Here is a 24,655-nt window from a genome sequence, read left to right on the forward strand (position 1 = left end):
CGGGCTTATATGCGCAAAGCGGGGGCGGCTTCAAGCCCGTCCGAGCATCAGATCGAGCACCGCGCCAAGTCGCCGCTCAAGGCTTTCCGGACCATAGTCAGCCAGCACCTTGGCGCGCGCCGCGACGCCCAGGGCCACGGCCTTGGACGGCGCGGCGATCAACCACGCCAGGCTGGTGGCCAGAGCGGCGGCGTCGCCCGGGGGGACCAGCCGGCCATCGACGGCTTCGGCGATCATCTCGACCGGACCCGGAATGGCGCTGGCCGCGACCGGCAGGCCGACGGCCATGGCCTCCAGCAGCACCAGCGGGAAGCCTTCCTGGTGCGACGGGAAAGCAAAGACGTCGCCGGTGGCGAGAAAGGCCGAGACGTCGTCACGCCAGCCGACCAGGCGCACGCGCTCGGCCAGACCGTGCTGGGCGATTAGCCCTTCCAGCTTGCCGCGTTCATCCCCCTCGCCGGCGATCTGCGCCTCGAAGGCCACGCCTTCGTCGCGCAACAGGGCCAGGGCGGCGATCAGAATGTCGAAGCCCTTCTTGGGATGCAGACGGCCGGCGGCGACGATAAGCGGCGGGCGGTCCATCCCTGAGAAAGGCGCCGCCAGAAGCGTCGGGGGCCGGACGGCGTTGGGCACGAAATGGACGCGGTGAGCGGGCGCGCCGCGTTCGATGGCGAGCCGCGCCAAATGCTGGCCGACGCAGAGATAATGCGTCCGGGTGGTGTCGATATCGAAGGCCGGCTTGTGCACGCAGACGGCCAGCACGGCCTTCGCCGGCGCGACCTTGGCCATCAGGCGGGCTGGACGCTGGCCATGGCTAAGGATCAGGTCCGGCGCCGCGGCTTTCACCAGCTTGCGAGCCGCGCCCAGGGTGATGGGGTCCCAGTCGGTATGGGCCGGCATCGTCGCCAGGGCCGGAACGCGGCCATGCTCTTGGGCCGCGACCCTGCCCCCGGTCCGCACCACACCCGTGGCGACGCCGCCGTCGGTCGCCGCATAGGCTTCGAGGATGGGCTGGTAGTCGAGAAACACCTGCTCCAGGCCACCCAATCCCTTGCCCAACATGGCGTGCAGGATGGCGGTCAAGGCGGGCTCCGTCTCTGGCGAGGCCGGACCTTCGTCGGGGGCGCGCCGCAAGTCAACGCCTGGAGCCCTGGGTCTCCCCGCCTGGAAGGCGGAGCCTGCTGGTCGGCGGGCTCAAGGACTAACTCGCGCGCCTGGCCCTCGAGCTCGCTCCACCGATCGACTCGCGACCGCCTCCTCCACAGAGTGAGCCTGCTATTTCGGCTTGCCCTTGCGTGCGTCCCAGAGGCTCGCCGCCAGTGACGGCTTGCCCTTCAGCAGGGTGGCGGCGGCCATGCCGGCCATGAACGAGGCGGTGGGATGGGCCTGGATCATCGCCACCACGCGCTCGTCCAGCGGCGGCTGGCGGGTGCGGGCGATGTGGCTCTTCTGCGCCAACGCCCACACCGTCACCGCCAGGGCGGCTGTCGCGGCGACGATGGTATAGGCCCATGCGGCCCCGACCCACTGACTGAGAAAGGCGAACACCGCCATCGCCGTCGCCACTGCGGCGATCGCGGCCGCCATGATCAGACCAACCCCCGTCATTAATCGCGAGATCAGTCTATCGATAAAGTCGTCAAGCATATCGCCCTCCTGAAAAGCCAAGACGGCAACGCATGAAGCGGAACTTGGTCGCAAAGCGGCCTTACACGGCCAGCCGTAGGGCGACCTCTTCGCCGATGGCCAACGAACTGGTCAGGCCAGGGCTCTCGATGCCAAACAGCGCCATCAGCCCCACCAGGCCGTGGGTGTCGGCGCCGCGCAGCTGGAAATCGGGCTGCGGATCGTTGGGGCCATGCAGCTTTGGCCGGACGCCGGCATAGTCGGCGGTCAGCAGGTCTTCCGGCACGTCGGGCCAGAACTTGCGGATATAGGCGGCGAACACCGCGGCCTTGGCGGGATCGACCGAATAGTCGGGAGCCGGCACATATTCCAGGTCGGGTCCAAACACCGCCTGACCGCCCAGATCGTTGCGATAGTGGGTGCCAAGGGCCCCATGGATCGGCGGCGGATAGATCAGCCGCTGGAACGGCGCCTTGGCCGCCAGCCGGAAATAGACGCCCTTGCCGAAATGGGCCTCCGGGATCTGGTCCTTGGGAAAGCCTTCGATGTTGGCCGCCACCGCCTGGGCCGACAGGCCGGGGGCCGTCACTAGCAGGCGACAGGTCAGGGTCGCCGCCTCGGGACCGCCGATCCGCACAGTGAAGCCGCCGCCGGCCAGGGGGGTCGCGCCCTCGAACGGCGTATTGATCACAACCGCCCCGCCGGCCGCCTCGACCTCGCCCTGCAAGGCCAGCATGTAGTCGTGGCTGGCGAAGACGCCGCTCTCGGGCGACAGCAGGGCGGCGTGAGCGTTGAGACCAGGCTCCAGGGCGCGGGCCTGGGCGCCGGTCAAGCGCTCCATGCCCTCCACATCATTGGCCAGGGCCTGGTCGTAGATCGTCGCGAGTTGCTCGAGTTCGGACTCCTGGGTCGCCACCACCAGCTTGCCGCACTTCTTGTAGTCGAGGTGATGCTTGTCGAGGAAAGCGTAGAGCAGCCGCCGCCCCTCGACGCACAGCCGCGCCTTCAGCGAACCGGTCGGATAGTAGAGCCCGCCGTGGATCACCTCGGAATTGCGCGACGACACACCTTGGCCGATGTGGCCCTCGGCCTCCAGCACGGCCACGGCCAGCCCGCGCTGGCTCAGGGCGTAGCCGCAAGCCAGGCCCACCGCGCCAGCCCCCACCACGACGGCGTCGAAATCGAAGTCTTGGATCATTTGAGGGACGCCGCGTGCTTCATGGCGCGAATGCGCACGAGGCGATCCGAGACCGAAGAGAAGATGATGAACGGTCCGTATGGAATGGCTCGCCAGTCCTTGCGGTTGCGCAGATTGACCGGGGCCGCGAACGGAAAATCGACGACGCGCTCGCAACGATCCAGCAATTCATCGAGATAGCGCTCGGCTCGGCGCGGCCAGGACTGCCTTCGGCAACATAGGCCAGAGCGGACAGCAGATCGCGTCGCGCGCCCGCCGTGATCGCCAGCCGCCGCCTCACCCGCGCGACGCATCCAGGCGCTCTTTCAGACCCGCGCGAAGCTCGGCGAAGAAACCTTCCGCGTCGACGTCGGTCGAGGGATCATCCTCGGCCTCAAGCTCGTCGAGGAAGCGCTCAAGCTTTTCGGAGCCGCCCATGACCTCGGCGGCGCGCCGATAGTTGAGTTCGGCCAGTTCCGCGCTGACCGCTTCGTCGAGCGACGTGAACTCGCCACGCTCGACACGCGCCTGCAGATCGAAGGCGTCGTCCGGCGTCAGGGTCACGGCGACCGGGGCGGGATGGACCGGCTTGTTCATGGGCCGAGCCTATCACGAAGGCAGAAACTCGCCAGTCATCAGCGCGTCAAGCGCTGCGTGGAAAACGTCATCACGATCCCGCCGATCGGCCCAGACGCTTTGTTCCCTACCCCTCCCACTGCGACCATAGCGCCGCAGCGTCCGCCTTGGCCTTGACCACCGAGGCGTCCTTGACGTGGCCGTAGCCGCGGATGTTCTGCGGGACCGCCGCGATGCGGGCCGCGATCGGCAGGCGTTCGGGCGTGAGCCCGCCGGTCAGGCGGTCAAGGGTGAGTTCGTAGTCGGCGATCAGGCCGCGCTCCATCCTGCGCTCCTCGGTCCCGCCGAACAGGTCGAGCGGCCCGCCACGCAGGCCCTTCATCTTGGCCATGATGGGGAAGGCGTAGTCGAGCATCCACCCGCCGAAAGCCATCTTGCGCGGCCGGCCGTCCTTGTCCTTGGCGCCGATGATCGGCGGAGCCAGCCAGACCTTGGCCTTGCCGCCCTTGAAAGTCCCGGCCAATTCGGCCTTGAAGCGACCGTCCGTATACAGACGGGCGACCTCGTACTCGTCCTTGTACGCCATCAGCTTGTGCAGATTGACCGCCGCCGCGCGGGTCAAGGGCAGGCCCCCAACGGAGTCGGCGCCTTCGCCGCCATCGGCGACCTCGGCGGCGCGGACCTTGGCGACCTTGGCGGTGTAGCGATCGGCATAGGCCTGGTTCTGATAGGCCACGAGGTCGGCCGTGCGCTTGGCGATCAGTTCGTCCAGCGACATCGTCTCCGGCGTCGGCACATCGGCGTCTCCCCCCTGCTGGCTTGAGGGCCCCATCGCGGCCGGGTCATGCGCTACGCGGCGACCCAGCTCGAAGGCGGCGAGGTTGGCGTCGTAGTCGACGCCATTCAGCTTGATCGCCCGATAGACCGCGCGGCTGGACAGCGGGATCACCCCGCGCTGCCAGGCGAAACCGACCATGATCATGTTGGCGAAGATGGCGTCGCCGAACTGGGTCTCGGCCAGGTGCTGGGCCGGACAGGAGTCGAAGGTCTTGACCGCGCCCTTGATACGCCGGGCCATGGCGCTTGAGTCGAACCGCACGTCGCGGCTGGTGACGAAGTCGGCGGTGGGCGCAAAATCGCTGTTGCCGAACGCGCGGGTGCGGTCCTTGGCGTATAGCGACAGGCCCTCCGGCGAGGCCGCCACCAGCATGTCGCAGGCGATCAGCACGTCGGCGCTGGCGGCGGGCACGCGGCCGCCGACCACGGTGTCCTCGGTCTCGCCGATCTTGACGTGGCTGAACACCGAGCCGCCCTTCTGGGCCAGGCCGGTCATGTCCACGACGCTGCCCGCTCGACCGTCGACATGGGCGGCCATGGCCAGGATCGAGGCCACGGTGGTGACGCCCGTGCCGCCCACGCCAGTGAAGATGATCCGCCGCACGCCGTGGAAGTCGCTGAATACCGGTAACGGCGTGGAATCGGCCGTCAGGGCCGGGGCCTTCTTGGCCTTGGTGCTCTCGGCGCCCTCCAGGGTGATGAACGACGGGCAGAAGCCGTCGACGCAGCTGTAGTCCTGGTTACAGGACGACTGGTTGATCTTGCGCTTGCGGCCGAACTCGGTGTTCAGCGGCTCCACTGACACGCAGTTGGACTTGATCGAGCAGTCGCCGCAGCCCTCGCAGACCAGGGGATTGATGAACACCCGCTGGGTCGCCTTGGCCATGGTCCCGCGCTTGCGGCGACGGCGCTTCTCGGTGGCGCAGGTCTGGTCATAGAGCAGCACCGTGGTGCCCACCGTGTCGCGCAGCATCTTCTGCACGCTCATCAACTCGGACCGCGGGAAGACCTCCACGCCGGGGGCTAGATCCTTGACCCCTTCGTAGCGCTTCAGCTCATCGACCACGATCACCGTCCTGGTGACGCCTTCACTGGCGAGCTGCCGAGTGATCTGAGCAGGGGTGAAGCCGCTTTCGGCCTGCTGCCCTCCGGTCATGGCCACCGCATCGTTGAACAGCAGCTTGTAGGTGATGTTGGCCTTGGCGGCGATCGCGGCCCGGATGGCCAGGGAGCCCGAGTGATTGTAGGTGCCGTCGCCCAGGTTCTGGAAGACGTGCTTCTCGGTGGTGAACGGCGCGGCGCCCACCCAGGTCAGGCCCTCGCCGCCCATGTGGGTGTTGAGGTCGGTCGAGGGATCGTTGAAGCCGGCCATGTAGTGGCAGCCGATCCCGGCCAAGGCCCGCGAGCCCTCGGGCAGCTTGGTCGAAATGTTGTGCGGGCAGCCCGAGCAGAAGAACGGCTTGCGCTGCTGGTCGGCGGCCAGGCTGACAGCGGCGACGCCGGCGGCCGAAACGCGGTTCAGATAGGCCTGGGCCCGCTCCATGTGCGGCCCTTGCGGCAGGCGGTCATAGATGGCCAAGGCGATTTCGGCGACCGACAGCGAGCCCAGCTCCGACAGCAGCGGGTGGCCGTGCTCGTCCAGCTTGCCGATGATCCGGGGACGGGCATGGGCGGGCAGGTCGTAAAGCGCAGCGCGAGCCTGCGGCTCGATCAGCCCGCGCTTGTGCTCGATGACCATCAGGATCTCGAGACCGGCGGCGAAGCTGCGCATGCCCAGCGGCTCCAGCGGCCAGGGCATGCCGACCTTGTAGATCGAGACACCCAGGTCCGACGCTTCCTCGAGGCTCATGCCCATGGCGGTGAAGGCTTCCAGCACGTCCTTATAGGCCTGGCCCTGGCAGACGATGCCGAGGCGGGCCTTGCCGACCCGCACGTGCCCCCCTTTTCCATACAAGCCGCCCAGCACGACCCGGTCGATGCGGTTGGCGCGGGCGAAGGCCAGGGCGGCGGGCAGCTTGTGGAGGCGGAGGCGACGCTCCTTCTCCATCGGCTGGTCCTTCAACCGGATCCCCAAGCCGCCGGGCGGCATCGGGAAGTTCTCGGGAATGATGATCTTGTGCCGGTCCAGCGAGACGTCGATGGTCACGCCCGAGTCCATGGTGTCAGCCAGGGCGATCATGCCCGTCCACAGGCCCGAGAACCGCGACATCGAAATGCCCATCAGGCCGTAGTCGAGCACCTCCTGGACGTCGGCCGGTGACAGCACCGGCATCTCGAAGTCCTGGAAGGCGAACTCCGACTGCGACGGCAAGGTCGAGCTCTTGCAGCCATGGTCGTCGCCGGCCACGGCCAGCACGCCGCCCGTGGGGAAGGATCCGGCGAAATTTGCGTGCTTGAAGACGTCGCCGGTGCGATCGACGCCGGGCGCCTTGCCGTACCACATGCCGAAGACCCCGTCATGGGTGGCGCCGGGAAACAGGTTGGCCTGCTGGCTGCCCCACACAGCGGTGGCGGCCAGGTCCTCGTTGAGGCCCTCCTTGAAGACCACGTCGTGGGCGGTGAGAAGTCCCGACAGGCGAGCGGCCTGCTGGTCCAATCCCCCCAGGGGCGAGCCGCGATAGCCCGACAGGAAGCCGGCGGTGTTTAGCCCATTGCGGGTGTCGAGACGCTTGCGGTCGAGCAAAACGCGGAGCAGCGCTTGCACGCCAGTGATGAAGGCGCGGCCATCTTCGAGCACATATTTGTCGTCAAGCGTGACTTCCGAGTGCCGCATAGCAAAAATTTTCCTCGTGGGTCTTCTCGCCCGCTCAGCAATATCTTATAGAAGCGGGGAAATTGTTTGCCCAAGGCTTGCCCGACTCAAGGCCGCTTTCGGCACGATCGCCGCGCTAAATGACCTCTGGGGGAGGAATTCTTGTCCGAACAACTCGACGCCGTGGATGCCAAGATCCTCGATCTCATCCAACACGACGCCGGACTGTCTGTCGCGGAGATCGCGGAGCGCGTCGGGCTGTCTTCCAGCCCGTGTTGGCGCCGGATCAAGCGCCTTGAGGACGCGGGCGTCATCCAGCGCCGCGTGACCATCCTGGACCGCGAAAAGCTGGGCCTGGGCTTCGAGGTCTATTGCACCGCCAAGCTCTCGCTGCCGACCAAGGAAAACCTCGAGGTCTTTGAACAGGCCGTCGGCAAGTGGGCCGAGGTGGTGCAGTGCGCCACCGTCACCGGCGCCGCCGACTACGAGCTGCGCATCGTCACCCGCGACATGCGGGCCTTCGACGAGTTCCTGCGCGACAAGCTGCTGTCGCTGGGCCTGGTGTCCAACATCGAGAGCCGGATCGTCATCCGCGGCGTCAAGAACTCCACCGCCGTGCCGCTGGGGCTGGTCAGCCCGTATGTCAGCCCGCTGAGCTGACCGAAAGGCTCGGCAATAGCGAAAATTGCTATATATTGGCATTGCCCCTTGGAGCGACGCCATGAACGTGTCCTTGACAACCGAACTTGAGCGCCGGATCGCCGAGAAGGTGGAGTCCGGCCTCTACACCACCGCTAGCGAGGTCGTACGGGAAGGTCTGCGCCTGCTGTTCTCCGCCGACTCACTTCGAGCCCAGCAACTTGAGCGCTTGAACACGGACCTTCAGCTCGGCCTCGACCAACTGGATCGGGGCGAAAGCATCACGGGCGAAGAGTTGGCCCGCGAACTGGACGCCCTGCTGAAATCGGCGTGACCGCCTACTCGGTCTCCTCGGCGGCGCGGCAGGATCTGTTGGATATCGTCAGCTATATCGCTGCTCGCGATATTGACGCCGCGACAAAGGTTCGAGACGCCCTGCTGACCGCTTTCGACCGCCTGGCGAGACGCTCAGCCCTGGGCCACGCCCGGCCCGACTTAACCAGGCTTCCCCTAAGGTTTTGGAGCGTCGCCGGTCGCCACAGCGTGGCCTATCGCGGCGATGGCGGGTCCGTGGAGATCGTTCGCGTCTTCGGCCCGGGCAGGGACATCGCCTCGCTTCTGCGCTGAGCTTCACCTCCGATTTCTTCTAGAATCCCCTCGCCTCCCCATTCACACTAAGCTCTCCACCACCTCGGAGCCCTCCCATGATCGACCTCGTCATCGACCGGCGCCGCAAGGATCTCGGCGGGTTCGAGGTGGGGCGCGTCCTGCCCTTTCACAGCCGGCGGATGGTGGGGCCGTTCACCTTCTTCGACCACATGGGGCCGGCCCGGTTCGAGCCCGGCTTCCCGCGCAATGTCGATGTCCGGCCGCATCCGCATATCGGCCTGTCGACCCTGACCTATCTGTTCGAGGGCGAGATCACTCACAAGGACAGCATCGGCTCCAATCTGCCGATCCGTCCGGGCGAGGTCAACTGGATGACGGCCGGCAGCGGCATTACCCATTCCGAACGCTTCGAGACCTTGCGCCGGGACGGCGGCGTCATGCACGGCATCCAGGCCTGGGTCGCCCTGCCGGACGGCCAGGAAGAGGTCGATCCCGCCTTCTCGCATCATCCCCGCGACCAGATGCCGGTGTTCGAGGACAAGGGTCTGAAGGCCGCCCTGGTGGCCGGCAAGGCGTTCGGCGCCTCGGCCCAGGTGCCGGTGTTTTCGCCGCTGTTCTACGTGCACTGGGAAATGGCTACGGGCGCCAAGGCCGGACTGCCGGCCGAATATCCCGAGCGCGCCGCCTATGTGGCCACCGGCAAGGTCGAGGTCGAAGGCCAGACCCTGCACGCCGGGCAGATGGCGGTGTTCAAGCCGGGCGACACCATCATCTTCGAAGCGCTTGAGCCGTCGACCGTGATGCTGCTGGGCGGCGAGCCGGTCGGCCCGCGTTTCATCGAATGGAACTTCGTCTCCTCGTCCAAGGACCGGATCGAGCAGGCCAAGGCCGACTGGCGCGCCCGGCGCATGAAGCTTCCCGACCTGGACGACCAGGAATTCACCCCCCTGCCCGAGCCGGCTCCGCCGGCCCAGCCGATGTCCTAAGCCCCGCGACCAAGGTCGGGGACACGCCCAAGGGCATGTCCCCGACCTGCGGCGTCACGATCCCCGTTGAATCTCCCCGCCTCGAGCGCCCATAAGGTCTCCATGACCGATCTCGCGCTCGAAACCTTCGTCCGTGGCCTGCCCAAGGCCGAACTTCACATGCATATCGAGGGCAGCCTCGAACCCGAGCTGATGTTCGAGCTGGCCGCGCGCAACGGCGTCATCCTGCCGTTCAAGACGGTCGAGGAGATCCGCGCCGCCTACGACTTCTCCAACCTGCAGGACTTCCTGGATATCTATTACCAAGGCGCGGGCGTCCTGCTCACCGAGGCCGATTTCAAGGACCTGGCCCTGGCCTATTTCCGCCGGCTGGCGGCCGATGGCGGCACCCATGCCGAGATCTTCTTCGACCCCCAGACCCACACCGATCGCGGCGTGGCGTTCGGCACGGTGATCGGCGGGCTGACGGCGGGCATGGTCGAAGCCGAGGCGACGCTGGGCGTCAGCTGCAAGCTGATCCTCTGCTTCCTGCGCCACCTGGACGAGGCCGCCGCCTTCGCCACCCTGGAAGAGGCCAAGCCCTATCTCGACAAGATCGCCGGGGTTGGCCTGGACTCCTCCGAAGTCGGCCACCCGCCCGCCAAGTTCGCCCGTGTGCTGCAGGCGGCGCGAGACCTGGGCCTCAAGCTGGTGGCGCACGCCGGCGAGGAAGGCCCCCCGGCCTATGTCTGGGAAGCGGTCGATATCATCAAGGTCGACCGCATCGACCATGGCAACCGGGCGCTGGAGGACGACTGCCTGACGGCGCGGCTGGTGCAGGACGGCACGACGCTTACGGTCTGCCCGCTGTCGAACCTGAAGCTGTGCGGGGTTTCGGATCTGAAGCATCACCCGCTGAAGCGAATGCTGGATCTGGGGCTGAAGGCCACGGTCAATTCCGACGATCCGGCCTATTTCGGCGGTTATCTGCTCGAGAACTACATGGCGACGGCAGAAGCCATCGGCCTGACGCGGGATGAGCTGATCACCCTGGCCAAGAACAGCTTCACGGGCTCATTCCTGGACGAGGCGGAGAAGGCCGAACGGGTGGCGGGAATTGACGCCTATGTGGGATCACACCCACTTGCCCCCACCTGACCGCTTCGCGGTCTGTCCGCCCCCATGGGGGGCGGAGCTCAAAAGCGCGGGGCTCTTCTCCCTCTGGGGGAAGACGATCGCGAAGCGATCCGTAGGGGGCAAGTGTTCGCCGCTAGAGCGCCCGGCGCACCGCGTCCGCCAACTCGTCCAGCTCGGCGATGCCCAGATCCGCGCTGAACGGCAGGCTCAGCACCGACTTGGCCAACCGATCGGCCACCGGCGTCTCGTCGCGGGCGGCGTGGCCCGGGCCGACGGCGTTGGTGGCGTAGTCCATTTCGGCCAGCTTGGCGGCCACGGAGGGCGCCGCGCCCTCCTGCAGGCTGACGACCCAGGCGTCGGACACCCAGCTCATCCCCCAGCCCGGCTGAAAACCGATCGGCGCGCCCAGGAGCAGCATCCGCAGGCGCTGGGCGGCGGTGGCCAGGCGCAGGCGCTGGCCCGACCAGGCGTCCAGACCCGCGTCACCGGAAAAGGCCGGCGCATCAAGGCGGGCGACGAAATCGGCGTCCTCGCAGGCCACGAACACCCCGCGACCGCCGGGCATGCCGACCACCACGGGAACGGGGGCTTCCATCACCACGTCGAAGCCCTCTGCGGCGTCGACGACGATCGGCAGGCCCGTCTCGATGTGGAACGCGGCCCAGGCCGTCATGTCCGGCGCTCGGCCAAAGGCGCAGGTGGGGACAATGGCCTCGATCGGCGGGGGAGCCTCACCCAGTCGCTCGCGCAGGTGGGCGGGGTCGAACATCCAGCTGTAGGGATCCACATCGACCAGCCACGGCCGGAGACCGGCGGCGGCGATGCCCTGAAGCGTGGCGGCCGAGGCCAGGGCGGGAACGATGCAGACGCCGCCGCGACGCGCGCCGGCGGCGGCCAAGGCGGCGGCCAGGGCGGCGACCCGGGTCGAGACCGCGCGGACGGCGGTCGGACGATCGAATCGGTCGGCCAGCTTGGCGTCCAGGCCCGGCGTCAGGCCCTGGCGCAGCAAATGCTCGACGGCCGCGAAGTCGACGGGCACCCCGCGCTTGACGAGTCGCTCGCGCTTGCTGACCTGGCCCGAGGGCGCGGCTTGGGACTGAGGCTGCATCAGGATTACGTTTCCGACGAATCCGGCTTTGCCACACGGCATCACCTTATGGTTAAGCAAACGTATCGAGTGACTCGGATGATGCGCATGCGGCGCGCCGTCGCGGCATTTTTGGCGCCGGAATCTTTGACCTAGGCAGAAGCCGTCCATTCGTCGCGCAGTTCGCGTTTCAGAACCTTGCCGATATGACTGCGGGGCAAGGATTCCACGAGACGCAGGTCGACCAGTCGCTGGGTCTTGCCCAGCCGAGCATTGACCCAGTCCCTCAACCCCGCCGAGTCGATTCGCGCATCACGCCTCAGCGCCACGAAGGCCACCGGCGATTCGCCCCAGGCGTCGGACGGCACGCCGACCACCGCGGCCTCGACCACATCCTCGTGCTTGACGATCTGCGCCTCGATGTCGCTGGGATAGATGTTGAAACCGCCGCTGATGATCATGTCCTTCTTGCGATCCATCAGGGTGAGGAAGCCGTCCTCATCAAAGCGACCGACGTCGCCGGTCCGGATAAAGCTCCAACCCTCGGGCGAGCGCCAGGTCGCCTCGGCGGTCTTGCCCGGCTGGCCGTGATAGCCGTTCATCATGCCCGCCGAGCGGCCGACGATCTCGCCGACCACGCCCGGGCCAACCTGCACGCCATCCTCGTCGATCAGCCGGATGTCATGGCCGGGCGCTGGGCGGCCGACCGTGTGCAGCTTGTCCGGATGCTCGTGGGCCATCAGGATGCAGGTGCCGCCGCCCTCGGTCATGCCGAAATACTCGACCAGCCCGCCGGGCCAGCGAGCCAGGACCTCCCCCTTCAGCTCGGCGGCGAAGGGCGCGCTGGTGCAGAACTTCAGGCGGGTCGAGGACAGGTCGAAGTCGCCGAAGTCGGGGCGGTCCATCAGCCGGCGGTACTGCACGGGCACCAGCATGGTGTGGGTCATGCGATGATGCTGGGCCAGTTCGAGATATTTGCCGGCGTCGAACTTCTTCATCAGCAACACCGTGCCGCCGCCCGCCAGGGTGGGAAAGAAGCAGACCAGGGTGGTGTTGGAATAGAGCGGCGTCGACAGAAGGGTGACGGTGTCGGACCCGTAGCCCACGGCGTCGCCCCGGAACACGTGCTTCCAGCGCATGGCGTGCGACTGGACGATGCCCTTGGGCGCGCCGGTGGTGCCGCTGGAATAGATGATGTTGAAGGGGTCTTCGGGCGCGATGGTCACGGGCTCTGGCCGGACGCCGTCCGGGGCCAGCCAGGCGTCGAAGGCCTCGCCGAAGTCCGCGCCGTCCAGGGCGATGTAGCGCACGGCGATGGGCGCGGGCTTCTGAGCCTCGGCGACGCCGGCGTCCATGAAGAACAATCGCGCCCCGCAGTCGGCGACCATGCCGGCGATGGCCTCCGGCGTCGAGGACGGGGCCAGGGGCGCGACGGCGACGCCGGCTCGCAGGGCGCCGAGGAACAGCGCCGTGTACGGAATGGATGACAGGGCGCAGACGGCGACGGCCTCGTTTCGGCCGATCCCGTCGCGCTGCAGGGCGGCGGCCACGCGGTCGGCCAGGGCGTCGAACTGGGCGTAGGTCACGGCCTCGCCGGTTTCCAGGATCACGGCCGAGTGGTCGGGATGCTCCTGGGCCCGAAGCCGGAGGATGTCGCCCATCACGCCGTAGTCGGCGGTCATCATGTCGGCGATGGTGATCATGGAAGTCCTACTCAGTGCCCCGGACGGGGACAGGCACATGTGCCTGTCCCCAGCGGCTTCGCCGAACGCCTCATGCGTCCTTGAACCCCTTGCCCTCGGCCACCAGCCGTTCCAGCAGGGCCGAAGGCTTGAAGTCGTCGCCCAACTCGGCCTGGAACGCCTTCATCTTGGCCAACACCTTATCGAGCCCCACCAGCTCGCCCCAGAACATCGGGCCGCCGGTATAGACCGGCCAGCCATAGCCGTTGATCCAGACGGTATCGATGTCCGACGCCCGGATCGCCTTGCCCTCTTCCAGGATCTTGGCCCCCTCATTGACCATCGGATACAGGCACCGCTCCAGGATCTCCTGGTCACTGATCGCGCGACGCTTGATCTGGCGCTTTTCGGCGAAGTCGAGGATCACCTGCTCGACCTCTTTGCTCGGCTTGGCGACGCGGTTCTCGTCGTAGTCGTAGAAGCCCTTGCCGTTTTTTTGGCCGCGGCGGTCCATCTCGCACAGCACTTCGCGCACTGTGGATGAGCTCGACTTGGTCTGGTCCCAGCCGATGTCGAGACCGGCCAGGTCGCTCATGGCGAACGGCCCCATCGGCAGGCCGAAGTCGTACAGCACGCGGTCGACGTCCCAGGGCATGGCGCCTTCCAGGATCAGCTTCTGGGCCTCGCGCTGGCGCTGGGCCAGCATGCGATTACCGACGAAGCCGTGGCAGTTGCCGACCAGCACCGCGACCTTGCCGATCTTCTTGCCGATCTGCATCGAGGTGGCGATCACCGACTTGTCGGTCTTTTCGCCGCGTACGATCTCCAGCAGCTTCATCACATTGGCCGGCGAGAAAAAGTGCAGGCCGATCACGCTTTGCGGCCGCGAGGTCGAGGCGGCGATGACGTCGATGTCGAGATAGGAGGTGTTGGAGGCCAGGATCGCGCCGGGCTTGGCGATCGTGTCCAGCTTGCCGAACACCTCCTTCTTGATCTCCATCAGCTCGAACACCGCCTCGATGATCAGGTCGCAGTCGGCCAGGTCTTCCAGGTGCATGGAGGGTGTCAGCAGGCCCATGCGCTTTTCGACGTCGTCCTGGGTCAGGCGGCCCTTCTTGGCGGTGTTTTCGTAGTTCTTGCGGATCACCCCGACGCCGCGATCCAGATTCTCCTGCTTGGCCTCGATGATCGTCACCGGGATGCCGGCGTTGAGGAAGTTCATCGAGATGCCGCCGCCCATGGTGCCGGCCCCGATCACCCCGACCTTCTTGACCGGGATGATGGCGGTGTCGTCCGGCACGTCGGGGATCTTGTTGGCCTGGCGTTCGGCGAAGAACACGTGGCGCTGGGCGGCCGACTGGCTGCCGGTCATCAGCTCCATGAACAGCTTGCGCTCTTCCTTCAGCCCCTCGTCGAAGGGCAGGTTGACGGCCGCCTCGATGGCCTTGATGTTGTTCTCCGGGGCCAGGAAACCGCGGAACTTGCGGGCGTTGGCCTTGCGATATTCGCTGAAGATCTCGGGCTTGCCGCGCGCGGCCTCGACCTTGGCGTTCTGGTCGCGGATGCGGGTCAGGGGCTGGTCCTCGGCCAGCACCACCTTGGCGAAGGCGATGGCCCCGTCGCGTAGAGCGCCTTCCTCGACGATCGAGTCGAACAGGCCCATGGCCAGCGCGGCCTTGGCCGGGATGTGCTGGCCGGTGGTGACCATCTCCAGGGCCTTTTCGACGCCCACCACGCGCGGCAGGCGTTGGGTGCCGCCGGCGCCGGGCAGCAGGCCGATGTTCACCTCGGGCAGGCCAGCCTTGGCCGAGGGCACGGCGACGCGGTAGTGCGCCACCAGCGCCACCTCCAGACCGCCGCCCAGCACAGTGCCGTGGATCGCGGCGATCACCGGCTTGGGCGAGTTCTCGATGGTGTTCTGAACGTCCTGCAGAGACGGCCCCGTCATGGCCTTGCCGAATTCGGTGATGTCGGCGCCGGCGATGAAGGTCTTGCCCTCGCAGATCAGCACGATGGCCCGGACCGCCGGATCGGCGATCGCCGCCTCGAAACCCTTGGACAGCCCCTCGCGCACCGCCGCCGAAAGGGCGTTGACTGGCGGCGAGTTCAGCGTGACGACGCCGATGTCGCCCTCGACCGAGAAGTCCGTGACGGTGTTGATCGCGGCCATGGCGCTTCCATCCCTGAGCTGGCGTTGCACGTTCTTGAGTTTGAACGGTTGTTTGAAGCGAAACCTGCACAGACCGGGCGGTGAAGTCCAGGGGTCGCGAACGGCGCCGGAAATTTAGGCGCCGGCCGTTGACGGCGCGAAGATCATACTAGAAATTCGAAAATGCCAGTTTCAGTCTGAACATTCGGGCGGTGGGGGATAATCGCCAGGACAAGAGGCCCGCCAACACCAGGCGGCCTTGGACAAATGGTCCGGCTGACAAGGGGCGTACGCGCTGACTCGGTTTCCAGGGAGCGACTTGCATGCGTCCCCCATCTTCGAAACCGATCCGGAGCGGACGCGGCGCGCCGACAGGCGTGTCGACTAGGTGAAGCGCACTCGGCGCGGGAGCCCTCTCCCGCGCCGCTTTCTTTCCAGGCTCTGTGCCCTAAGCCGCCGACTCCGTGAAGGCCGCATAGACCAGGGTGCGCAGCTCGCGCCGGATCGGGTAGGCCGAGGACGGGATCAGCTGGGTCATGAACACCACCGCCAGATCCTCGACCGGATCGATCCAGAATGCGGTCGAGGCCATGCCGCCCCAGAAATATTCGCCCAGCGAGCCAAGGTTCCTGGTTCGGGCCTGATCGACGGTCATCGCGAAGCCGAGGCCAAAGCCCAGGCCCTCGAACACCGCTTCGCTGAACAGCGATTGCGACATCTCCGTCAGTTCCTTGCCGCCTGGCAGATGATTGGTGGTCATCAGCTTCAAGGTCTTGGGGCTGACGATCCGGGCCCCGTCCAGTTCGCCGCCGTTCAGCAGCATGCGGCAGAACCGCATGTAATCGTCGGCCGTCGAGACCAGCCCGCCGCCGCCCGACTTGACCGAGGGATCGGTGAGGTAGCGGCTGGTCTCGGGATCGTCCTGCAGCACCACCTCACCCTTGGCGTTGAGGGTGTAGCAGGCGGTAAAACGGTCCTTCTGACTTTCCGGGACGAAGAAACCGGTATCGACCATCTTCAGCGGGTCGAAAATCCGCTCCTTAAGAAACGTCTCGAATGGCTGGCCCGAAATCAGCTGAACCAGATAGCCCAGCACGTCGGTGGCCACCGAATAGTTCCAGGCCTCGCCAGGGCTGAATTCCAGCGGCACGGTTCCCAGCGTCCCGATGAAGTCATTCAGCCCGCCGTCGCTATCGACCCCATCGAGCTTCAGCTTGCGATAGGCCGCGTCGACATTGCTTCGCTGCTGGAAGCCATAGGTCAAACCGGCGGTATGGCGCAGCAGATCGACGATCCGCATGGGCTCGGAGACGGGCTTGGTCTGGAACGCGCCCGCCACGCCAGCCTGGAACACGCCCAGGTTTTTCCAGGCCGGGATGTAGCGGTGCACCGGATCGTCAAGCGCGACCTTACCCTCCTCGACCAGCATCATGAAGGCGATCGAGGTGATCGGCTTGGTCATCGAATAGATGCGAAACAGGCTGTCGGCCTTCAGCGGCAAGCCGCGTTCCTTGTCGGCGGAGCCCAGGATCGCGGTATGGGCCAACTGGCCACGACGCCAGACCTGAACGAGAGCGCACGGCAGTTTTCCGGGCGCGATATATTGGTCTTGGATGAAGGCGTCGATGCGCTTCAATCGGTCCGACGACAGACCCACGGCTTCCGGTGTGCTCAACTGCGTATCTCCCACGGCCACCCGAGGCGGGCGGCGTCCACTGTTCTTGAGGCCGATCGAAGAAGCGGTACGTCGAAACGCTAACTTTACCCGATCATGCGCATATCGATTGAAAACTAGGGAATGGGGATGGGCAAGTACTTGCACGACAAGCCGCCCACGCAGATCGAGCAGGCCGCCGCCGATTGGTTCTTCGACAACAGCCTCGACATGTTCGTGGTGATCGAGGAGAGCGCCATCACGCGGGTCAATCCCGCCTGGATCAGGCTGACCGGCTGGACCGCCCAGGAAACCTTGGGCCGCCCCATCCGCGATTTCTTCCACCTGCACGACACCGAGACCATCCAGGCCATTGGGGCCGCCCTGCGCGCACAAGGCCAGGCGCGCTCCGAACACCGCCTGGCCCGCAAGGGCGGCGGATGGCTGTGGGTGCGCTCGCAATCGAAGGCCCTGCCCGGCGAAGCCCTGCTTATCGTGTTCCAGGATTTCAGCGAGGACCGCACGCGTCGCATCGAGCGCCAGCAGGCTGAGCGCGCCAACGAATTGCTGCGCAACGCCGCCGGGGTCTATGTCTGGCGCTTCGATGCTCGCAAGGGCGTCTATGTTTTCGAGCAGGACATCGCCACCCCCTCCTCGCCCCAGGGCGGGGTCCGGATAATGACGATCCAGGAAATGACCACCTCGATCCATGGCGAGGATCGCCAGAGGGTGTGGAACGCCTTCATCCAGACCCTGGCGCAGGGCGACCATCAGGTCCTGACCTACCGCTATCTCGATCCGGCCAACCAGATCTGGGTCTGGATGCGCGCGGCCTGGCGCGGCGTCAAAGGCGCCAGCGCCAACACCTGGGACGTGATCGGCATCAGCCAGAATGTGACAGAACTGGTCGCCGCCCGCGACGCCGCCCTGGACGCCGCCGACGCCAAGTCGCAGTTCCTGGCCAATATGAGCCACGAAATCCGCACCCCAATGAACGGCGTGCTGGGCGTCATGCACCTGCTCAAGCGCGAAAAGCTGTCTGAAGACGGTCGCCTGCTGCTGAACGAGGCCCTGGGCTGCGGCGCCATGCTGTCCGAACTGCTCAACGACATCATCGACTTTTCGAAGATCGAAGCCGGCAAACTTGAGCTCAATCCCGAGCCGATCGACCCTGCCGCCCTGCTGCGCAGCGTCGCCGAGCTGCTGAGGCCCCAGGCCCAGGAACGCGGCCTGGCGCTCGATGTCACGGTCGATCCTGGCATTGGATGGGTCAACGCCGACCCCCTGCGGCTGCGCCAAGGGCTGTTCAATCTGCTGGGCAACGCAGTGAAGTTCACCCTGGAAGGCGGCGTTCAGGCGCGGCTGACCTCACGTGAAGCCGCCGACGGCCTGCGTTTGCGCTTCGAGATCGAAGACAGCGGGGTCGGTATCGACGAGGCCGCAGGCGCGGGCCTGTTCGGGCGCTTCAACCAGGCCGACGGCTCGACCACGCGGCGGTTCGGCGGCGCGGGACTGGGCCTGGCCATAACCCGTCGCCTGGCCACCCTGATGGGCGGCGACATTGGCTTCACCAGCCAGCCAGGCCAGGGCTCGACCTTCTGGCTGGAGATCGACGTCGAACGCGCCGTCGAGACCGTCGCGGAGAACGACGAGGTTGAGATTGCTTTGCTGGCCGGCCTGCGGGTGTTGATCGTCGAGGACAACGCCACCAACCGGCTGATCGCCAGTCGCCTGCTGGAGGCCATGGGCGCGGTGGTCGAAACGGCCGAGGACGGCACGGCCGGCGTGGAAGCCGCCAACCGTTCTGGCGCCCAAGGCGGCTACGACCTGATCTTCATGGACATTCAGATGCCCGGCATCGATGGGGTCGAGGCCACGCGGCGAATCCGCGACCTGGGCGGCGCGGCGGCGCGGACGCCGATCGTCGCCATGACCGCCAACGCCATGGCGCACCAGCAGGCGGCCTATCTGGCGGCGGGCATGAACGGCGCCGTCGCCAAGCCGTTGTCGCCCACCGTCCTGGTCCAGACCATCGCCGCCGTCCTGGCCGCCGCGACCCTGACGGAGGCGGATAGCGCACGCCAGGCGACCTGAGGCTTGGAGCGTCCCGCTTCCGCCGCACGCCTGCAATACGGCAGCAAGATCGAGCGCCCATGAAAGCGGCGCCGGAAGGGTCGCGCGCGTCTTGTGACGTCGCTGGGGCTTCCTAAATTGGACTAACCGGTCCAAAAGCCGCGCGCGGTGACCGGCGTTGAAGGGCAAGCACATGGATGACGGTCGGGTCGCGACCCCCGCCACGGAGCGGTACGCGAAGAAGAAGGAGACGATCCTCGCCGCCGCGACCGCGATCCTCAATCGCCAGGGCGTCAAGGGCATGACCCTGGCCGACGTCGCCGCCAAGGTCGGACTGATCACCACCAGCGTCACCTATTATTACCGCAAGAAGGACGACCTGGCGGCCGCCTGTTTCATGCGCGGGCTGGAACGCTTCGACGCCCTCGTCACCGAGGCCGACCGCGCGCCCGATCGCCGTGGCCGCCTGTTGAAGTTCCTCGAGCTCTATCTCGACCTGAACCGCAGGGTGCGATTGGGGGAGGCCGCGCCTTTGACAAGCTTCACCGAAATGCGGGCCCTGAAGGAGCCTTTGCGCGCCTCGGTGCAGGGCGCGTTCGCCGACCTGTTTCGCCGGGTAAGGCGCTTTTTCGAAGGGCCAGACTTCGAGCATCTCGACAAGCGCGAGCGCAACGCCCGCACTCACCTGCTGCTGGAGCAGATGTTCTGGGCCGGCTCGTGGTTGCGGCGCTACGACGTCGATGATTACGGCCGGGTGCGCGACAAGATGTACGACATCCTGGTCAATGGCTTGGCCCCTCCCAACGAGAAGGGGGAGAGTCGCGACTGGGCGCCGGCCGCCCTGCCCGACCCGACGCCGCAGTCGCCCGACGGCCAGGAATGGCGTGAAACCTTCCTGGTGGCCGCCACCCGCCTGATCAACCAGCGGGGCTATCGCGGGGCTTCGGTTGAAGAAATCTCGGCCCAGCTCAACGTCACCAAGGGTTCGTTCTACCACCACCATGAGGACAAGGACGCCCTGGTGGTGGAGTGTTTCGAGCGCACCTTCGCCGTCACCCGCAAGGCCCAGGCCGACGCCCGGGCCCTTGGCCAGGATGGCTGGGAGCAGGTCGCCGCGGCGACGGCGGCCTTGGTCGAGTATCAGCTGTCAGAGCACGGTCCGCTGCTGCGCGCCTCGTCGATGGGGGCGTTGCCGATCGAGATTCGCCACGAGATGTCGCAAGGCTACAACCGTGGCTCGGAGCGGTTCGCGGCGATCATTTCCGATGGGGTGGCGGAGCGCTCTGTGCGGGCGGTCGATCCGATGATCGCGGCCCACATGATCAATTCGATGCTCAACGCGGCGGCCTCGCTGGGCGCCTGGGTGCCCGGCGTCGAACGCGACGAAGCGGCCAGGCTGTTCGCCCGGCCGCTTCTGATGGGACTGTTCACAAAGTAGGAAACCCTCTCCCTCCGGGAGAGGGCGAAAAAAGGTTAGAACTTCTTGCGGATCCCCATCTTGTAGGTCCGTCCCAGGGGGTCGCCCGTGAAGGGGTCATAGCCCAGGTCCAGCCTCGCATAGGACGGATCCTTGTCGAAAACATTGGTGATCGCCGCCGTCAGGGTGGTGTCCCAGGGCAGGAACACCCGATAGGCCAGGTCGGTGAGGATCTGCTTGTCGATCGTCTTGCCGGCGGAGACCGTCACCGGCGCGCCGGTGGTGTCTTTGTAGGCGCCGGTGGCGAACGGCGCGGTGCGCCGGTCGGTGTAGCTGTCGATATAGTGCACCGTGGCCCGCAGGTTATGCGGCCCCATCGACCATTGGGCATAGACGTCGCCCTTCCACTGCGGAATCGGCACGGCGATCGTCTGGTAGTTCAGCTTGCCAACCGCGTCGAAGGCCGGCGAGACCACCACCCCTTCGACAGTCTGCGCCGACACCTTGTATTCGGAGATGTAGGTGGCGTTGGTCCCCAGCGCGACATTGCCGCCCAGCACACCCTCGAACAGGTAGTCGGCCGAGAAGTCGAAGCCCGAATTGCGGATGTCGGGCCCGTTGACATAGTTGGTCCGCAGGCGGGCGATCGACGAGATCGTGTTGCAGTTGGTGTTGTAGGTGAAGCGCGACTGCAGGGCGGCGAAGGCGGCCACGCCGCAGTTGTTGGCTCCCGTCGCCCCGTTCGGATAGAGGGCGCTAACCATGCCGGCCACCGGTTCGGCGACGATCGGCTTTTTGAAATCGAACCGGAAATAGTCGATGCTGGCCTTGAAGGCGCCGGTCTTGAACAGCACGCCGGCGTTATAGGTGTTGGCCTCTTCCGGCTGCAGGTTGGGGTTGCCGTAGATGTCGACGGCGCGGAACACTCCCAGGATGCTCTGCAGCGAGGTGATGGACGAGGTCACCAACTGCGGATCCGGCGGACCGCGGAAGGTGGAGCCAGCCGAGGCGCGGAACGCCATCCACTTGGTCGCCTGCCAGCGGATCGCGGCCTTGGGATTGAAGGTCGAGCCCGTCGCCCCGCCATAGTCCTCGTAGCGGGCCGCCAGCTGCATCTGGACGGACTGGGTGATCGGCAGGCTCAATTCACCAAACCCGGCCATGATGCCGCTCTGCTTGTCAGCCTCGGTGCCCACGCCCAGGAACATGAAGGGCCCGTTGCGGACCGAGCCCGTGCAGTTGGTCACGCCGAAGTCGGGCGTGTTGACGCACGGATTGATCGCCGCGTTGCTGATGTTGTTGTAGTCGGCCTTGAAATAGGTGCGGCGATACTGAACCCCGGCCGCCCAGGCGATGTCGCCGCCCGGCAGGGTGATGTTGGTCTTGCCATTCAGCACCGCCTCGCCGACGAACAGCCGCGACGACTGTTTGGTCGACAGTTTCTGGAAGAACCAGCGGGTCACCTCCTCGCTGTTGGCCAGGGCCGAGTTGTAGGCCGGATTGGCCACGCCGGTGATGGCGTTGCCGGGGATGGCGTTGGCGAAGGGGTTGTAGAACAGACAGCCGCCGACACCAGGCGTGCCTTGGATGCCTGGGGTGGCCGCGTCGGTGTCGCAACGCGAACCGCCCAGGCCGCGCAGGGCCAACTCGAAGCGGTTAACCAGGGTGTCGTAACCCGTGCGGATCCCGACCTCCTGCGAATAGGTCAGGGCGATGTCCCAGCCGATGCCGTTGTCGAACTCGCCTGACAGGTCGCTGGACACCCGGAAGGCGTCATAGGCCCGGGCGCCGATCGAAGGGCCGTAGCCGAAGGCCGGGTTGCCTCCCAGGCCGTACGGGCGGTTGGCGGCGTTGATCGCCCCGCCCGCCAGGATGGTCGAGGGCACGGTGGTCTGGGCGCCGGTCACCAGGCTGGTGGTGGTGATAGTCGGGTTGGCGGCCATGAAGGCGATCAGGCCGGGGTTGTTGGCCGGCACATAATAGCGGCCCGCCAGGGTCGGGGCGGCGGCGGCCTCGGCGGTTGGCACGGCCAGGGCGGCGTAGGACGGCGAAGTGTTCCAGTCGGGTACGTCGGTATGGCTGTACAGCACCTCGGCATGGAACTTGGTCTTGGCCGACAGGTCGGCGTTGACCTCGCCATAGGCCTGGATGGCGTCCTGCTTCTCGACCAGATTGTCGAACGGCGAATAGTGCCAGTAGCAGACCGGCGTCAGGCCGCTGAAGCCCGCAAAGCCCCCCAGGGTCGAGCAACTGGGGTCGCGGAAGCCTGTCGTCGAGGCGGCGGCGGGGATGAAGGTCGAGGGATTGCCCGCCGCCGACCAGCCCGCTTCCGGATTGGTCAGATAGGGCTTGTTAGCCCAGTCGCGATCGGCCACCGACAGCTTCGAGCGGTGTTGCCAACCGATGGAGCCCAGGAAATTGGCGTTGTCCCAGACCTTGCCGTAGGTGACGTTCAGGCCGTAGTCGCCCTTGGAACCGTCGATGAACCGATAGTCGGCGCCGGCTTCCAGGCCATTGAAGTTCTTCTTGGTGATGAAGTTGACGACGCCGGCGATGGCGTCCGAACCGTAGGTGGCCGCCGCGCCGTCCTTCAGCACCTCGATCCGGCCGATGGCGGCGGCGGGGATGATGTTGGTGTCGACGATGCCGGCGCCGGCCGCGGCCAGCGGATTGATCGCCATGCGTCGGCCGTTGAAGAGCACCAGCGTCCTTTGCGAGCCAAGGCCTCGCAGGTTGACCGAGCCTGAACCTTCCGAGCCTTGGGCGCGACTGTCGAACTGGTTGGTGTCGCCCAGCACGCCGTTCGAGACCGGTAGCGCCTTGAGCAATTCGACCGTCGAGGGCGAGCCCTGCTTCTGCAGGTCCTCCGCGCCGATCACATCGACCGGCAGCGAGGCGTCCTCGGGCGTGCCGCGGATGAACGAACCGGTGACGATGATCTCCTCGACCTCGACCGGCCCCTGATCCCTGGATTTGGTCTGGGCATGGGCGGCGCTGCACGCCAAGGCCGTGACGAGCGTCAGGGCCGAAGCCCCCCGCAGGAACGTCGTTCTTTTCATTGTCTTCCCTCCCGAGCTGCTTTTTTTGAACGCAGACATTTTGGGCTTCGGAGAGATCTCAGTCGGCGGCACGCTCCGCGCCGCGCCGATCGGAGGAACGTGGCGCCGCAAAGGCTGCGACGTCGCCGCGAGGACGCGTTTCGAAACTTGAAGATGCGGATAAACGAGCCGACAAGCTTAGGGTCTCCTTGGGCCAGTACTTGAAACGTTTGATTTTAAGTCCGCCATTCCGCGCGAACCGGCGGCCGCCCCGAGGAGTCGAACACCTGTTTCGATGATGCGGTATGTTTTGACGGTACGTCAACCGCTCGGCTGCGAATGACCGCCCGATGCTGCGATGCGACCAATCCCGAAGGGCGAAATTATTCGGCCCGCCTATGTCGCGAAGTCGGCCTGTCGTTCGTCATATCCGGGAAGCGTCGACGCCGTAGGCGGCGCCTGCCATGCGCGCGACGCCTTTGAGAGCAAGGGAATCAAATGACGCCGCGCCTCTTTTCGAAGTCGCTCGCGATCCCATCTAGGTCAACGACAGCCCGCGCCGGCCACGACGATACTTGCCTGCGGCGTTGGTCAACACGCCTGCAGGTCGGTCAGCCAATCGCAAATTTGTGCATCGCACCATTAAGATGGTTGACTACTAAGCATCTTAATAATACGTCCTCCGTCATGACAACCGATCATCCGGCTCCGACTCTGCAGGGATGGCGCGCGCATGTGCCACGCGACCCGATCGGTCAGCGCCTGAAGACCATCTCCTTCCTGAATCGCGAGATCGGCAAGAAGATCGGCGAGGCCCTCGGCGTCAACGTCACCGACATGGCGGCCCTGGAACAGCTTCTGAACAACGGGCCTCTGACGCCCAGCCAACTGGCCGAACGTCTCAAGGTGACGACCGCCGCCGCCACCCAGATCGTCGATCGCCTGGAGCGCGCCGGTCACGTCTCGCGACAACGCAAGGCCACCGACCGTCGCAAAATCTTCGTGGTTCCGGTGGAAGCTTCGATGGAGAGAGCCTTCGAGAAGCTGGCGCCGATGATCGACGGTCTCGACAGAGTGATCGCCGGCCTGACACCGGCCGAGCGCCAGATCATCGAGGGCTTCCTGGATCAGGTCGTCGACGTCTATCGCGACGTTGCGGGCCTTCCTCCATCGACCGCGGACTCTTGCTGAACGCGATGCCCAGCCCTCTCTCCGCGCGAACGCGCCCAAAGGTATT

General features: G+C 66.1%; 19 protein-coding genes. 8 read left to right on the forward strand and 11 right to left on the reverse strand.

Annotated elements, in window-relative coordinates; all coding sequences use genetic code 11:
• Window positions 1-30: 30 nt before the first annotated feature.
• The 6 genes from ACP7AG_RS15460 to ACP7AG_RS15485 form a co-directional block, all read right to left on the reverse strand.
• Complete coding sequence (locus tag ACP7AG_RS15460; protein WP_426031874.1) at window positions 31-1,083, reverse strand: glycosyltransferase; 1,053 nt, start codon at window positions 1,081-1,083, stop codon at window positions 31-33.
• Window positions 1,084-1,275: 192 nt separating this feature from the next.
• On the reverse strand, window positions 1,276-1,647 hold the full coding sequence (locus tag ACP7AG_RS15465; protein ID WP_426015191.1) for a hypothetical protein: 372 nt from the start codon (window positions 1,645-1,647) through the stop codon (window positions 1,276-1,278).
• A gap of 61 nt (window positions 1,648-1,708) precedes the next feature.
• Window positions 1,709-2,821: an NAD(P)/FAD-dependent oxidoreductase gene (locus ACP7AG_RS15470; protein WP_426031904.1), complete on the reverse strand. Its 1,113-nt coding sequence runs from the start codon at window positions 2,819-2,821 to the stop codon at window positions 1,709-1,711.
• A complete protein-coding gene (locus ACP7AG_RS15475; RefSeq protein WP_426015193.1) occupies window positions 2,821-3,117 on the reverse strand; it encodes a type II toxin-antitoxin system RelE/ParE family toxin in 297 nt (98 codons plus the stop codon). The genes ACP7AG_RS15470 and ACP7AG_RS15475 overlap by 1 nt, the downstream gene beginning before the upstream one ends.
• The gene (locus ACP7AG_RS15480; RefSeq protein ID WP_426015195.1) at window positions 3,101-3,400 is read right to left on the reverse strand and encodes a hypothetical protein; all 300 of its coding nucleotides are present in this window, start codon (window positions 3,398-3,400) and stop codon (window positions 3,101-3,103) included. The genes ACP7AG_RS15475 and ACP7AG_RS15480 overlap by 17 nt, the downstream gene beginning before the upstream one ends.
• Window positions 3,401-3,506: 106 nt before the next feature.
• Complete coding sequence (locus ACP7AG_RS15485) at window positions 3,507-6,989, reverse strand: indolepyruvate ferredoxin oxidoreductase family protein (RefSeq protein ID WP_426031876.1); 3,483 nt, start codon at window positions 6,987-6,989, stop codon at window positions 3,507-3,509.
• Window positions 6,990-7,130: 141 nt separating this feature from the next.
• Here ACP7AG_RS15485 and ACP7AG_RS15490 point away from each other — a divergent pair, with 141 nt between their 5' ends.
• From ACP7AG_RS15490 to ACP7AG_RS15510, 5 genes are all read left to right on the forward strand, one after another.
• Complete coding sequence (locus ACP7AG_RS15490) at window positions 7,131-7,628, forward strand: Lrp/AsnC family transcriptional regulator (RefSeq protein ID WP_029914476.1); 498 nt, start codon at window positions 7,131-7,133, stop codon at window positions 7,626-7,628.
• Window positions 7,629-7,689: 61 nt separating this feature from the next.
• Window positions 7,690-7,941, forward strand: coding sequence for a type II toxin-antitoxin system ParD family antitoxin (locus ACP7AG_RS15495; RefSeq protein ID WP_426031878.1), 252 nt, complete (start codon window positions 7,690-7,692; stop codon window positions 7,939-7,941).
• Window positions 7,938-8,234, forward strand: a complete 297-nt coding sequence (locus ACP7AG_RS15500) for a type II toxin-antitoxin system RelE/ParE family toxin (protein WP_426031880.1) — start codon at window positions 7,938-7,940, stop codon at window positions 8,232-8,234. The genes ACP7AG_RS15495 and ACP7AG_RS15500 overlap by 4 nt, the downstream gene beginning before the upstream one ends.
• A gap of 77 nt (window positions 8,235-8,311) precedes the next feature.
• Window positions 8,312-9,202 carry a pirin family protein gene (locus ACP7AG_RS15505; RefSeq protein WP_426031882.1) on the forward strand — a complete coding sequence of 297 codons (891 nt, stop codon included), beginning with the start codon at window positions 8,312-8,314 and terminating at the stop codon, window positions 9,200-9,202.
• Between the two features lie 102 nt (window positions 9,203-9,304).
• Complete coding sequence (locus tag ACP7AG_RS15510) at window positions 9,305-10,339, forward strand: adenosine deaminase (protein ID WP_426031884.1); 1,035 nt, start codon at window positions 9,305-9,307, stop codon at window positions 10,337-10,339.
• Between the two features lie 112 nt (window positions 10,340-10,451).
• Here ACP7AG_RS15510 and ACP7AG_RS15515 read toward each other — a convergent pair whose 3' ends face one another.
• From ACP7AG_RS15515 to ACP7AG_RS15530, 4 genes are all read right to left on the reverse strand, one after another.
• Window positions 10,452-11,426 (reverse strand): DegT/DnrJ/EryC1/StrS family aminotransferase, encoded by a 975-nt coding sequence (locus ACP7AG_RS15515; protein WP_426031886.1) that lies wholly within the window; start codon window positions 11,424-11,426, stop codon window positions 10,452-10,454.
• 131 nt (window positions 11,427-11,557) lie between these two features.
• Entirely contained in the window at window positions 11,558-13,105 is a 1,548-nt protein-coding gene (locus ACP7AG_RS15520) for a class I adenylate-forming enzyme family protein (protein ID WP_426031906.1), read from the reverse strand.
• 73 nt (window positions 13,106-13,178) lie between these two features.
• Window positions 13,179-15,257: a 3-hydroxyacyl-CoA dehydrogenase NAD-binding domain-containing protein gene (locus ACP7AG_RS15525; RefSeq protein WP_426031888.1), complete on the reverse strand. Its 2,079-nt coding sequence runs from the start codon at window positions 15,255-15,257 to the stop codon at window positions 13,179-13,181.
• Window positions 15,258-15,684: 427 nt separating this feature from the next.
• Window positions 15,685-16,911 (reverse strand): serine hydrolase domain-containing protein, encoded by a 1,227-nt coding sequence (locus tag ACP7AG_RS15530; RefSeq protein WP_426015210.1) that lies wholly within the window; start codon window positions 16,909-16,911, stop codon window positions 15,685-15,687.
• Between the two features lie 129 nt (window positions 16,912-17,040).
• On the opposite strand from ACP7AG_RS15530, the gene ACP7AG_RS15535 reads away from it, so the two are divergent.
• On the forward strand, window positions 17,041-18,984 hold the full coding sequence (locus ACP7AG_RS15535) for an ATP-binding protein (protein ID WP_426031890.1): 1,944 nt from the start codon (window positions 17,041-17,043) through the stop codon (window positions 18,982-18,984).
• Between the two features lie 172 nt (window positions 18,985-19,156).
• Window positions 19,157-20,401, forward strand: coding sequence for a TetR/AcrR family transcriptional regulator (locus tag ACP7AG_RS15540; RefSeq protein ID WP_426031892.1), 1,245 nt, complete (start codon window positions 19,157-19,159; stop codon window positions 20,399-20,401).
• Window positions 20,402-20,436: 35 nt separating this feature from the next.
• Here ACP7AG_RS15540 and ACP7AG_RS15545 read toward each other — a convergent pair whose 3' ends face one another.
• Window positions 20,437-23,439: a TonB-dependent receptor gene (locus tag ACP7AG_RS15545; RefSeq protein ID WP_426031894.1), complete on the reverse strand. Its 3,003-nt coding sequence runs from the start codon at window positions 23,437-23,439 to the stop codon at window positions 20,437-20,439.
• Between the two features lie 714 nt (window positions 23,440-24,153).
• Here ACP7AG_RS15545 and ACP7AG_RS15550 point away from each other — a divergent pair.
• Window positions 24,154-24,609, forward strand: a complete 456-nt coding sequence (locus ACP7AG_RS15550; protein ID WP_426031896.1) for a MarR family winged helix-turn-helix transcriptional regulator — start codon at window positions 24,154-24,156, stop codon at window positions 24,607-24,609.
• Window positions 24,610-24,655 lie beyond the last annotated feature (46 nt).

The sequence above is a fragment of the Caulobacter sp. DWP3-1-3b2 genome, from assembly GCF_049896325.1.
GTDB lineage: Bacteria > Pseudomonadota > Alphaproteobacteria > Caulobacterales > Caulobacteraceae > Caulobacter.